This is a genomic window from Piscinibacterium candidicorallinum (assembly GCF_047549485.1).
Classification (GTDB): domain Bacteria; phylum Pseudomonadota; class Gammaproteobacteria; order Burkholderiales; family Burkholderiaceae_C; genus Piscinibacterium; species Piscinibacterium candidicorallinum.
The window spans coordinates 1,484,143-1,496,550 of record NZ_CP180191.1; the positions used below are offsets into that span (position 1 = coordinate 1,484,143).

The window sequence follows — 12,408 nt, forward strand, 5'->3', positions numbered from 1 at the left end:
CCCGCGGAATACACTGCAAAGCTGCTGCGCTGCACCAGATTGGCATGGTACAGAAGCTGCTTTAACGCCCGGTGATCACCTCGCGAGGCCACAAATCACGCAGTGGTCAACACGAATCCCACACTCAGGAGAATGCGCATTATGGCGACGCCACAAGACGTCATGAAGATGGTCAAGGACAACGACGTCAAGTTCGTTGATTTCCGCTTTACCGATTTCAAGGGCAAGGAGCAACACGTCTCCGTGCCGGTGTCGGCCTTCGACGACAGCAAGTTCACCGCTGGCCACGCCTTCGACGGTTCTTCGATCGCTGGTTGGAAGGGCATTGAAGCCTCCGACATGCTGCTGATGCCGGACCCGTCCACCGCCAACCTGGACCCCTTCCGCGAAGAGCCCACGCTGATCCTGTCGTGCGACGTGATCGAGCCCTCCGACATGAAGGGCTATGACCGCGACCCGCGCTCGCTGGCTCGCCGCGCCGAGGCCTACCTGAAGGAATCCGGCATTGGCGACCAGGCCTTCTTCGGTCCGGAACCCGAATTCTTCATCTTCGACAGCGTGACCTGGAACGTGGACATGTCCGGCTGCGGCGTGTCGATCGAGTCCGAGGAAGCGCCCTGGAGCACTGGCAAGAAGTTCGAAGGCGGCAACCTGGCCCACCGTCCCCCGGTCAAGGGCGGCTACTTCCCGGTGCCTCCGGTCGACAGCTTCCAGGACATGCGTTCTGAAATGTGCCTTCTGCTCGAGCAGATGGGCGTGCCGGTCGAAGTGCACCACCACGAAGTGGCGGCGCCCGGCCAGTGCGAAATCGGCACGAAGTTCAGCACCCTGGTGCAGCGCGCCGACTGGTCGCAGATCCTGAAGTACGTCGTGCACAACGTGGCGCACAGCTACGGCAAGACGGCCACCTTCATGCCCAAGCCTGTGGTCGGTGACAACGGTTCCGGCATGCACGTGCACCAGTCCGTGTGGAAGGACGGCAAGAACCTGTTTGCAGGCGACGGCTATGCCGGCCTGTCCGAGTTTGCGCTGTACTACATCGGCGGCATCATCAAGCACGCCCGTGCCCTGAACGCCATCACCAACCCCGGTACGAACTCCTACAAGCGTCTGGTGCCCGGCTTCGAAGCCCCGGTGAAGCTGGCCTACTCGGCCCGCAACCGCTCGGCCTCGATCCGCATTCCGTATGTGAGCAACCCGAAGGGTCGTCGCATCGAAGTGCGCTTCCCGGATCCCACCGCCAACCCCTACCTCGCATTCAGCGCCATGCTGATGGCCGGTCTGGATGGCGTGCAGAACAAGATCCACCCGGGCGAAGCGGCCGACAAGAACCTGTACGACCTGCCGCCCGAAGAGGATGCAAAGATCCCGACCGTGTGCTCCAGCCTGGACCAGGCCTTGGAAGCCCTCGACAAGGATCGCGGCTTCCTGACCAAGGGCGGTGTGTTCACGGACGGCATGATCGACGCCTACATCGAACTCAAGATGCAGGACGTCACGCGCTTCCGCATGACCACCCACCCGGTCGAATTCGACATGTACTACAGCGCCTGATCGTCGCGATCAGCGCTTCGGGCGAAGGCGTGAGCCGTCGCCCGATGTCGAAGCAACAACACAAGGGGCGGTTTTACGCCCCTTGTGTATTCTGGCAAGCACGAAAGCATTAACCTACGAGGCCCTGCTTGTGTTCCAGAGGTTCGTGATGCATTGCTTGTTTCGTGCCCTGAGGGTGCTGCTGCTGGCCGGTGTCGGCCTGGCGGGTGCCGCGCAGGCGCAATCGAGCTTCTATTTCATCTGTGATCGCGAGGACGGTGGCCGTCATTTGACGGACAACGAAGCCGACGCGCGCAAGTACAAGAACTGCCAGCGCAAGGAAATGCAACCGCCGGCGGTGGTCATGCCCGCGCAGCGCCTCGCGCCGCGCCCGGCCGCCGCTGCTCCCAGCCCGGGCCCGGCGAGCTTTCCGCGTGTTGAGCCGGCCGAGCAGGTGAGCCGGGATCAGGGCCGCCGCCAGGTGCTCGAGACCGAGCTGCGAGCGGAGGAAACCAAGTGCGCCAGCCTGCGCCGTGATCTGGGTGAGGCCGAGCGCAATGTCGCTGCCGCTGGGCGCCTGGCCGGCCTGCGCGACGACATTGCCCGTTGCGACTCCAACATGGTGGCCATCCGCCAGGAGCTTGCGCGGCTGCGCGCGATGTAAGCCGCTACATTCCGTCCCACCGGCCGACAGTGCGCACGAGCCCCGTGCGATTGCCGGCCGGTTTCATTTTCGGGCCCGTGAAACGCCTCCCATGAACCTCGCCCGTCCCGCTCTGCTCAGTGGCCTGGACCTCGTGTCATCTGCTGTGGTGCTCGTCGCGCCGGATGGCACGATCCACTACGTCAATGCAGCGGCGGAGTCACTGTTCGATCTCTCCTTGCGGCAGCTGGCTGGCGGTGCGGTGGCCGCGCCCTTCGAAAATGGCGCTGAGCTCGCCGAGCTGGTGACCGAGGCGCGGGATAACCAGTTCTCCCGCAAGCGCCTTGAGATGGTGCTGCGTCGGCCAGGCCGCGAGCCGGTGCCCGTGACCTGCGTGGTGACGGCACCGGAAACGCCGGAATCCCCGGTGGTGCTGGAGTTCCAGGAGATCGACCAGCAGCTGCGGGTCTCGCGCGAGGAGCAGCTGACCGCGCAGAACGCGATGAACAAGGAGCTGGTGCGCAACCTGGCGCATGAGATCAAGAATCCGCTGGGCGGCATCCGTGGCGCGGCGCAGCTGCTCGAGCCGGAGCTGCCCAGCGCCGATCTGCGCGAATACACCCGCGTCATCATCAAGGAGGCCGATCGCCTGCAGCTGCTGGTGGATCGGCTGCTGGCACCGCACCGCCGCCCGCATCAGGTGGGCGATGTGAACATCCACGAGGTGCTGGAGCATGTGCGCAGCCTGCTGCTGGCCCAGTATCCGCACGGTCTGAAGGTGGTGCGCGACTATGACGTGAGCGTGCCCGAGTTCCGCGGTGATCGGGAGCAGCTGATCCAGGCTGTCTTGAATATTGCCCAGAACGCCGCGCAGGCGCTCACGGCAGAGATCGCTGCCCAGACGGCGCAGATCCGATTCCGCACCCGGGTGGTCCGGCAGGTCACGATCCAGAAACAACGCTATCGGCTGGCACTGGACTTGCGAGTCATCGACAACGGCCCCGGTATCCCGGAGGACTTGCGCGATCGGATCTTCTACCCGTTGGTCAGTGGTCGCGAAGGGGGAAGTGGCCTCGGTCTGACATTGGCGCAGACCTTCATCGAACAACACTTCGGAACCATTGAATGCGACAGTCGGCCCGGCCACACGGACTTCCAGATCCTGATTCCCTTGCCCTGACCCGGACGATCCGGGCTGAGAACTCCCGCGGAGGCCGAGCATGAGTGCAGCAGCGGACACCGTCTGGGTGGTGGATGATGATCAATCCATCCGCTGGGTGATCGAGAAGGCACTGACCAAGGAAAACGTGCCGGTGCGCAGCTTCGATTCGGCGCGCTCGGTGATCGAATCCCTGACCGAAGATGTGCCTGCAGTGCTGGTGAGCGATGTACGCATGCCCGGCACCAACGGTTTCGCGCTGCTCGAGCACGTCAAGCGAGAGCATCCGGAGCTGCCGGTGATCGTGATGACGGCGTTTTCCGATCTGGACAGCGCCGTGTCGGCCTTCCAGGGCGGCGCCTTCGAGTACTTGCCCAAGCCCTTTGACATCACCAAGGCCGTCGAGCTGATCCGCCGCGCACTTGATGAGCACAAGCGCGAGGTCGCCGCGGCCGAGCCCGCCGTGGCCACGCCCGAAATGCTCGGCCAGGCGCCGGCCATGCAGGACGTCTTCCGCGCCATCGGGCGCCTGTCCCAGAGCCATGTGACGGTGCTGATCACGGGCGAATCCGGCACCGGCAAGGAGCTGGTGGCGCGGGCTTTGCACCGCCACAGCCCACGTGCCAACAAGCCCTTTGTGGCGATCAACACCGCCGCCATCCCCAAGGACCTGCTGGAGTCCGAGCTCTTCGGCCATGAGCGCGGCGCCTTCACCGGCGCTCAGACCATGCGCCGCGGCCGCTTCGAGCAGGCCGAGGAGGGCACGCTGTTCCTCGATGAAATCGGCGACATGCCGATGGATCTGCAGACGCGTCTGCTGCGCGTGCTGTCTGACGGGCACTTCTACCGCGTGGGTGGCCACGCGCCGATCAAGGCCAACGTGCGCGTCATTGCCGCCACGCACCAGAACCTCGAAGACCGCGTGCGCCAGGGTCAGTTCCGCGAGGATCTGTTCCACCGCCTGAACGTGATCCGCCTGCGCCTGCCGGCATTGCGTGAACGCAGCGAGGACATCGCGCTGCTGGCGCGCTACTTCCTGGCCAAGAGCGCGCGAGAACTCGGTGTGGACGCCAAGCGCTTCTCGGACGACACCCTGCGCTTCCTCTCCGGCCTGCCCTTTCCGGGCAACGTGCGCCAGCTGGAGAATCTGTGCCATTGGGTGACCGTGATGGCGCCTTCGCAGGGCGTGGAGGTGAAAGATCTGCCGGACGATCTGCGCCAGCAGATTGCAGCAGCACCCGCCAGCGGGACACTGCTTGCCGGTGCTGCCACGCTGGGACACGCAGCTGATGCAGCAAGCGCGCAGCCGAGCGTCGTGGCGGCGCCCGCGGTGCCCTTTGCGCCGCTGGCCGCGCCGCCGGGCGTGATTGCTGCGCCGGGTACCTGGCAGGCGCAGCTGGAAGCCGTGGTACGCGAGCGGCTGGTGCAGGGCCTGCCGGACGTGATGCCCAAGCTGGCCGAGGACTTCGAGCGCACCGTGATCCAGACCGCGCTTGTGGTCACGGGCGGTCGGCGCGTGGAGGCGGCGCAGCGCCTGGGCATCGGCCGCAACACCATCACCCGCAAGATCGCCGAACTGGGAATCGATGACGGCCCCGGGGCGGACGAGCCGGCAGGCTGAGCGCGGCATTTCGCGATGCCCACCGGCCCCGCCGCGACGCTAAACGCCAGGGCAATCGGCCGAAGACGCGCTCCTGGAGAGGTTTAGATCGTTATCGGACATGATTTTGATGAATCAAGAATACGGCTTTCCGCGCATCATGCAAGCGGAAAGTCGGTTTTTTCCATCAAGTAATCATCCAAATTCGGTCGTTCAATAGGCGTACAACCAGGGCAAATCCATGAGCTGCGGCCGCACGCCCAGCGCCAGATTGCGCGCCAGCCGCAGCGGCCCGGCGGCGTGGAAGATGCGCCCGTTGCGGGCTGCCCGTGCCTGGACCTGAGCATTGCGCTGCCAGCGCTGTTGCGCATAGCGCGCCAGGGCAGTGGGCGTGGCGCCATGCGCCGCCAAGGCCTGCGCCAGGGCGTCCGCATCCTCGAGTGCCATGCCGGCACCCTGCGCCAGATAGGGCTGCATCGGGTGCGCCGCATCGCCCAGCAGGGCGATCGGGCTGTCGGCGCGCAGGTGCATGTCTGATACGCCGCGCAGTGGCGCGCGAGCGTGCACCCGCCAGCGGCGCAGAGCGGGGAGGGCGGCCAGGGTTTCGGCCAGCGGGGTGCACACCGGCCCGGTGGCCTGCAGCAGATCGCTCAGCCGGCCTTCACCGGCCCAGGCGCCGTGTCCTTCCTCATCAGCGGTCGGCAGCGGACCATGCTGCTCGGTGAAGGCCGCCACATTGAGCCACTCGCCGCCACGCACCGGGTAGCTCACCACATGCATGCGCGGGCCCAGCCAGGCCTGCACCTCAGGCCGGCGCAGGCGCTCGGGCAGATCGTGCATCGGCACCATGCCGCGCCAGGCCAGCTCACCGGTGTCGGGTACCCGCACGTCGGGCCAGAAGCGGCTGCGCACCGCGCTGCGCAGCCCGTCCGCACCCATGAGCAGGCGTGCGCGCAGGGGCTCGCTCAATGGCGCTGCCTCTGCATGAATCTCGTCGCCATGGCTGGAGAATGTCTTGATGCGCGTGCCCAGCATGAGGCGTGCGCGATCGCTGACCTGCGCCACGCTGGCGGCCAGCGCCGCCTGCAGGTCGGCGCGGTGCACTGTGAGGTAGGGTGCGCCGTAGCGCGCCTCGAAGTCGCGCGTGTCCAGACGCCCCAGTTCGCGGCCGCTGGCGGCGTCACGCGCCACCACCGCGCCCGGCGCATGGGCGAGATCGCGCAGCGGCGCCATCAGGTCCCAGCTGCGCCAGCGGCGTGTCATGTTCGGGCCGCACTGAATGCCGGCGCCGACTTCCTGCAGCGCGGCGGCCTGTTCCACGAGATCGACGCCGCGCAGCCCGGGCGCCTGCCGGGCGCAGGCGAGCGCCGCCGCCAGACCGCCCAGGCCGGCACCGACGATCAGCAGATCAGCGGCTTCGTTCATTCAGAAGCAGGCCCGCCATGCGCGAAAAAAAGGCGCACTGCGTGCGCCTTGGCGTGAGCATCGGGGGCTCGCACCGGGCCTCAGCCCTTCAGTTCCTCGACGTAGTCGATGTAGGCCTGCATCGCGTCATCGGCGCTCATGCCCTTGACTTCGTTCCAGGCGTCCCACTTGGCGCGGCCCACCATGTCCATCATGCCCGGGCGCTTGCCGTCCACGTCGCCGGCCGAGGCCTGCTTGTAGAGGGCATAGAGCTTGAGCTTGGCGGCGTTGCCCGGATCTTCGTCGAGCTGCTTGACGTCAGCCTGGGCTTGTTCGAATTGGGCTTTCAGATTGGCCATGTCGTCTCCATCGGACCAGCGGTTGTGTTGCGTCGGCTCCTGAACAAGGCGGCGGGTTCATCGCAAATGCAGCCTTGCGCGGGCAAATGACCCACTTATGATAGGCCCAAGATTTGTGCCGGCAGGCTGCAGCGCCGCGCGCATGAAGACAACACAAGGAGACGGCATGGGACGCGAGCGCATGTCCAGCGTGGACACGGCATGGCTGCGCATGGATTCACCGGTCAATCTGATGATGATTGTCGGCGTCCATGTCTTCGAAGACCCGATCGAATACGAGAACCTGCGCAAGGTCGTGCAGGCGCGTCTGCTGTTCTATCGCCGCTTCAAGCAGAAGGTGCAGATCGACCCCAACGGCGCATGGTGGGTGGACGACGAGCACTTCGACCTCGACCAGCACGTGCACCGCATCTCCCTGCCCGGCAAGGGCGGCAAGCGCGAGCTTGAGAAGCTGGTGGCCGCACTGTCCACCGAGTCGCTCGATTTCACTCGCCCGCTCTGGCAGTTCCATGTGGTTGAGAACTACCAGGGCGGCAATGCGGTGGTGGTGCGCATTCACCACTGCATTGCCGATGGCATTGCGCTGATCGGCGTGCTGCTGTCCATGACCGCCCCCACGGCCGAGGAGAGCCTGGCCGTACCGGCCGCGCCCAGCTGGATCAAGACGCGCAGCTCGGCCGACAATGCCAACGTCTGGGAGGACTTCTTCGCGCCCGTCACCAAGGTGGCGGCGCGCACGCTCAAGATGACGGGTGATCTGGCGAGCACCGCCTTGGGCGAGGCCAACGAGGTCATCCAGCATCCGGATGTGGTGGCCCAGCGCGCCGTGGAGGTGAGCAGCCTGCTGAGCCACGTGGCGCGCGACGCTGCGCAGATCGCGCTGATGGCGGACGACACGCCCACGTCGCTCAAGGGCAAGCCGGGCCGTGCCAAGTGTGTGGCGTGGACTGAGCCGCTACCGCTGACCGAGGTGAAGACCGTCTGCAAGGCCCTGGGTTGCTCGGTCAATGACGTGCTGCTGTCCTGCGTGGCCGGGGCGATCCGCGGCTACCTGCTCTCGGTGGGCGACACGATTCCCTGCGACGCCGAGATTCGCGCCATGGTGCCCGTGAACCTGCGCAGTGCCGGAGCGGAACACAAGCTAGGGAACAAGTTCGGCCTTGTACCCCTTACGCTGCCGGTGGGCATCGGCAACCCGCTGGCGCGCCTGTACGAGGTACGCCGCCGCATGAACGACCTGAAGGGTGGTTATCAGGCGGTGATCGCCATGGGGGTGCTGGGTCTGGTCGGTACGCTGCCGCGCCAGGTGCAGGCCGCGGCCCTGTCGATGTTCACCAACAAGGCCACGGCGGTGATGACCAATGTGCCGGGGCCCTCCGAGCAGCTCTACATGGCCGGTGCCAAGATGAGCCAGATCATGTTCTGGGTGCCGCAGTCCGGTGACATTGGCCTGGGTGTCTCGATCCTGTCCTATGGCGGTGGCGTGCAGTTCGGTGTGATCACGAGCAAGAAGCTCTGCCCGCAGCCTTCCGAGATCATCGATCGCTTCGGCCCCGAGTTCGAACGGCTCATCATGACCGCGATGCTGGTAGGCCCGAGCCTCGCTGTGGATCCACAGGCCGCGGAGTTCGAGCTCTTTCCTGAGATCAAGGTCGAATTCGATCGCATGCAGGCCGAAGCGGCCAAGGCTGCAGCGGCCGAGCGCGCGGCTGAGCGGGCACGCAAGGCGGCCACGGCCACTCAAGTCGGCAAGAGCGCGAAGCGTACGAAGGCGGGAGCTGCGGATGCATCGTCGGAAGGAGACGACGCCCGGGCATCATCGCCGGCAAAGAGCGCCAGCAAACCTGCCAGCGTGGCAGCGGATGCCCCCAAGAAGCGCTCGCGCTTTGCCCAGCTGCGTGCAGAGACCTAGCACGCGCTGGCGCAACAAAAAGGCCGACCCGCGGGTCGGCCTTTGTCATCGGGCTCAAGACCGTCAGTCGTCCAACTCGCTCTTGGCCAGTTCGACGTCAAGGCGCTCCATGGCGTCGGCCGCTTCATGCTCAGCCGCTTCCTGATACAGCTTTTCGGCCTCACCGAGTTTCTTCTTGCCTTCAAGCATGACCAGCCCGTTGGCGTATTCAACCCTGGCAATTGCGGAGTCGGGGTTCAGGTCCAAGGCCTTCTTGAACATTTTGAGGCCGGTGTCCTTGTTGGCCCCGTAGGTCAGGCCGCCGATCATGCTCCCCACCTTGTCGATGATCTCGGCGTGGTAGGCGCCCAGCGCGATGTGCGCATCGGCATGCTTGGGCGCGAGCTTGATGGCGGTGTCCAGCGCCGCCTTGATCTTGCTGGCGATTCCCTGCGTGGCCGCCTTCACAACGCCGATGCCCTGGCCGTAGCGGCCCATGGCATACGCATAAAGGTAGTAGGCATTCGCGTTCTTGGGTTCGCTGGCCTGGAGTTCCTCGGCGCGGGCAGCTGCTTCCTCGTAGAGCGCGAGCTGCTTCTTCTCGTTGGTCTCGATGTAGGTGGCGTAGATGCACTGCGCCTTGTTGGCGGCGTTGATGCCGCTACCGGTGCCGGCAGCCAGACCCAGATCCACGGCCTTGGAGAAATCGCCTGCGTGGTAGGCGATCCATGCGTCCAGGCTCGCAGCGTCCTTGGGCAGAGGCTCGGCATCGCCAGCGTGCAGGCGCGGCCAGGCTTTCTTGATGCTGGCGGCCGTGTATTCATAGGCTGCGTCAGCGTGCTCGAACTTCTTCCAACCCTTTGGCATGGCTTGTGTCTCCTCCGCCGATCAAAGCCGGCGTCTTGTCCTCGGTTCGCCTCGGTGTTTACTTCATGTACTCGCCCGCCAGCTTGGCGAACAGGGCGCGCGAGTCGCCTGTGAGATAAGGCGCAACCAGAGTGAAGGTGTGATAGACCCCGCGCGAAAGCGCCTCGCTCATCTTGGCCTGGTCATTGAACTGGCGCGGATTGAGCACATACTCGTAACTGAGCCAGTAGGTAGCCACCACGACGATGTTCGTGGTGAGCGCCTCAAGCTCGCGGTCATCAGCCTTGAGTTCGCCGGAGCTGCGCAGGCCTTCGCACAGCTTGCGCGTGACGTCTGCAGATTGCGCAAGGATGCGCCTGAACTGCGTCTCCACCGTGCGGTTGTTGGCCAGCAGATTGTTCAGATCGCGGTAGAAGAAGCGATAGCGCCAGATGATCTCGTAGAGGGTGTGCAAAAAGAACCAAGCGTCTTCCACGCTCGCCTGCGCGGGCGGCGAGCCCAGGATGCCTTCCATCTCCTTCTCGAAATCCGAGAAGAGACAGTTGATGATGTCGTCCTTGTTGCGGAAGTGGTAGTACAGGTTGCCGGGGGAGATGTTCATCTCCTCGGCGATATTGCTGGTCGTGACGTTGGGCTCGCCAAAGTCGTTGAACAGCTGCAGCGACAGCGCGAGGATGCGTTCGCGCGTGCGTCGTGGCGGCTTGCGTTCCATGGGATAGGCCGGTTCGCTGGGGAAGTTGGCGCGAGGATACACGCGCCCCCTCTGTGGCAATAGCCCGAAAAGCACCCTAGGCGCCGATTGCCCGGCGCTCAGGCGCTCAGCCGCGCTGCATGCTCTTCAGCCAGCGGTCCAGATCGTCGAGGGTTTCGGACAGGCGCGCGGCGGCCTGCCCCGCGAGGGTCAGGTTCTCCAGCGGCGGCCGGGCCCCCGACACGAGCGTGCGCTTGGGGTCGGTGAGTACATCCAGTTTCAGGTGCACGCCGTGGCGCTGAAGCATGGGCGTCACCTCGTGTCGGCGCCGGTACAGCTCGCTGCGGGTGTGCTGGTAGGCGTACTCGCACAGGCGCCGGCGCTGGGAATAGCTGAACAGGTTGGTGAAGAAGATCTCCGGGTCGGAGTGATCCGGCTCGAAGAGGACGATGTCGCTGTCGGGGTACTGCAGCCGATAGCGTTCCATGCCGACTTCCATCCGTGAATGAATGATGGAGCGAAAGGTCTGGGACAGCACCGTCGGCAGGCCGCCGGCCACCACGGGGGATTGATCCGGCAGATCCTTGTGCTGCTGCCGCGCTGCCAGACCGGAAGGCGGGAAGTAGGCGTCGGCGTTGAAAGGCACCAGCGGGTTCAGGCACAGCAGCAGGTCCACCCCATGCTTCAACGCCACCGAGGCGTGCAGGGTCTTGCGCAGTGCACCATCCACATAGGCGCGGCCATTGATCTCCACGGGCGGGAACAGGCCGGGCAGGGCGGCGCTGGCTTGCACGGCCTGGGAAATGGGTACCTCGTCGTGACCGGGTGCGCCGAAGGTGACGGCCTCCCCGGAGTCCAGATCGGTGGCCACGAGACGCAGCGGCTTGCGAAGGTGCTTGAACTGGTTGGTGCGGCCCTCGCGCGAAAACAGCTTGGCCAGATAGCGGTCGATGCCGCTGCCGGAGAAGACGCCGGTCGGGATCGCTCGCCCGAGGCGTTCGAACGAGGCCATGACCGAACTGGGGCGCAGCGCGTAGTTCCAGGCTGCACCGGCCAGCAATGGGGGCAGTGCCATCATGCGCTGCCAGTACTCCTTGAACGCGGGGCGCAGCAGCAGGGCCGGGTCAAAGATCTCCGAGCGATGCAGCGACCCGGCGGCCGCAGCCGCCTTGGGGTTGTCGCTTTCAATGAACGCCGCGCACATCTGGGCCGGCGTGATCCCGTTGGCCAGGCCCGCGGCAATGAAGCTGCCCGCACTGACGCCCACGTAGATGTCGAGGTCATTGAAGTCGACCCCGTCCAGTGATTCGGCCAGCGCCGCCAATGCGCCGATCTCGTAGATCGCGCCCAAAGGTCCGCCGCCGGCCATGGCAAGGCCGATCCGAGCGCGGTGAGGCTGCGCGGCGGTCGTCCGCTTCGATCGGGGGGGGAGGTCGCTGCGCGCCGCGGCAGGCGAGCGGGATGAGCGAGTCGAGCGTGGCGTCTTTGTTGCAGCCGCAGTCTTGCGGGCTGGAGAGCGAGGCATGTTCTTGTTGCAGTGCAGTACGATCGATTGAAAAAAAAGGGCCACCCTGGCGGGCGGCCCGAAGTGTTACGCGTTAACGCAACAACAAGGAGACGTTCGCATCACGCAGCTGGCTGCGTGTGTGCTATTCGGTTTCAGGCGGCCTTCTTGGCGGCCGGCTTCTTGGAGGCAAGCTTCTTGGCCGGTGCCTTCTTTGCAGCGGCCTTGGCGACCGGCTTGGCGCTGGTCTTGACCACAGCCACTGGCTTGCCACCGAGCTTGGCCAGCTGGGCGGTGAGCTGCTCGACGCGCTTGGTCAGCAGTTCGATATCGCGATTGGTGGGCACACCCAGCTTGTTCAGGGCGCGGGCGACGCGGTCTTCAAACACGGTTTCGAGCTTGTCCCAGGTCGTGTTGGCCTGGCTGGTGATGTCGCTGGCGACACGGTTCATCTTGGTGGTCATCTCGGTCACTTTGTCCTCCGCGGCGCGCTGGCCCTTTTTCTGCATGGCCATGCCTTCACGAACGAGGGTTTCCAGAACCTTCTGGCCTTCGGTCTGGACCTTGGCAAACGCACCCTGACCTGCACGCAGGATGGTCTCGGCGGAGTCCTTCACGGCGCTGGCGATCTGGTTGGCGGGAGCGGCCTTGGCCTTGCTGGCCATCTTGTTCAGTTTCTTGACCATGGGATCCTCATTCCTCGTTCGGCGCCGTGATCCGTAGGTGTCGGTTCACCGGCTCAGGCAGGCATTCTGGG

General features: G+C 65.2%; 11 protein-coding genes. 5 read left to right on the forward strand and 6 right to left on the reverse strand.

Translation table 11 applies throughout. The features are described 5' to 3' along the window. Positions 1 to 141: 141 nt before the first annotated feature. The 4 genes from glnA (at position 142) to ntrC (ending at position 4,956) form a co-directional block, all read left to right on the forward strand. Entirely contained in the window at positions 142 to 1,554 is a 1,413-nt protein-coding gene (gene glnA / locus ACMDW7_RS06685) for a type I glutamate--ammonia ligase (RefSeq protein WP_377302157.1), read from the forward strand. Between the two features lie 157 nt (positions 1,555 to 1,711). Continuing rightward, on the forward strand, positions 1,712 to 2,197 hold the full coding sequence (locus ACMDW7_RS06690; protein WP_377302155.1) for a hypothetical protein: 486 nt from the start codon (positions 1,712 to 1,714) through the stop codon (positions 2,195 to 2,197). A 91-nt stretch (positions 2,198 to 2,288) separates the two neighbouring features. Continuing rightward, positions 2,289 to 3,356: a nitrogen regulation protein NR(II) gene (gene glnL, locus ACMDW7_RS06695; RefSeq protein ID WP_377302153.1), complete on the forward strand. Its 1,068-nt coding sequence runs from the start codon at positions 2,289 to 2,291 to the stop codon at positions 3,354 to 3,356. A 40-nt stretch (positions 3,357 to 3,396) separates the two neighbouring features. Next, positions 3,397 to 4,956 (forward strand): nitrogen regulation protein NR(I), encoded by a 1,560-nt coding sequence (ntrC, locus tag ACMDW7_RS06700; RefSeq protein WP_377302151.1) that lies wholly within the window; start codon positions 3,397 to 3,399, stop codon positions 4,954 to 4,956. Positions 4,957 to 5,148: 192 nt separating this feature from the next. Here the strand turns inward: ntrC and ACMDW7_RS06705 are convergent, their stop codons facing one another. After that, positions 5,149 to 6,360 carry an FAD-dependent monooxygenase gene (locus ACMDW7_RS06705; RefSeq protein WP_377302149.1) on the reverse strand — a complete coding sequence of 404 codons (1,212 nt, stop codon included), beginning with the start codon at positions 6,358 to 6,360 and terminating at the stop codon, positions 5,149 to 5,151. Positions 6,361 to 6,440: 80 nt separating this feature from the next. After that, entirely contained in the window at positions 6,441 to 6,698 is a 258-nt protein-coding gene (locus tag ACMDW7_RS06710; RefSeq protein ID WP_054124001.1) for an acyl-CoA-binding protein, read from the reverse strand. A 166-nt stretch (positions 6,699 to 6,864) separates the two neighbouring features. On the opposite strand from ACMDW7_RS06710, the gene ACMDW7_RS06715 reads away from it, so the two are divergent. Continuing rightward, positions 6,865 to 8,610 (forward strand): WS/DGAT/MGAT family O-acyltransferase, encoded by a 1,746-nt coding sequence (locus ACMDW7_RS06715; protein WP_377302147.1) that lies wholly within the window; start codon positions 6,865 to 6,867, stop codon positions 8,608 to 8,610. Between the two features lie 63 nt (positions 8,611 to 8,673). On the opposite strand, the gene ACMDW7_RS06720 is transcribed toward ACMDW7_RS06715, so the two are convergent. From ACMDW7_RS06720 to ACMDW7_RS06735, 4 genes are all read right to left on the reverse strand, one after another. After that, positions 8,674 to 9,456, reverse strand: coding sequence for a hypothetical protein (locus ACMDW7_RS06720; RefSeq protein ID WP_377302145.1), 783 nt, complete (start codon positions 9,454 to 9,456; stop codon positions 8,674 to 8,676). A gap of 58 nt (positions 9,457 to 9,514) precedes the next feature. Further along, positions 9,515 to 10,210 (reverse strand): TetR/AcrR family transcriptional regulator, encoded by a 696-nt coding sequence (locus tag ACMDW7_RS06725; RefSeq protein WP_377302143.1) that lies wholly within the window; start codon positions 10,208 to 10,210, stop codon positions 9,515 to 9,517. A gap of 64 nt (positions 10,211 to 10,274) precedes the next feature. Next, complete coding sequence (locus ACMDW7_RS06730) at positions 10,275 to 11,516, reverse strand: patatin-like phospholipase family protein (protein ID WP_377302141.1); 1,242 nt, start codon at positions 11,514 to 11,516, stop codon at positions 10,275 to 10,277. A gap of 290 nt (positions 11,517 to 11,806) precedes the next feature. Beyond that, the gene (locus ACMDW7_RS06735) at positions 11,807 to 12,337 is read right to left on the reverse strand and encodes a phasin family protein (protein ID WP_377302139.1); all 531 of its coding nucleotides are present in this window, start codon (positions 12,335 to 12,337) and stop codon (positions 11,807 to 11,809) included. Positions 12,338 to 12,408 lie beyond the last annotated feature (71 nt).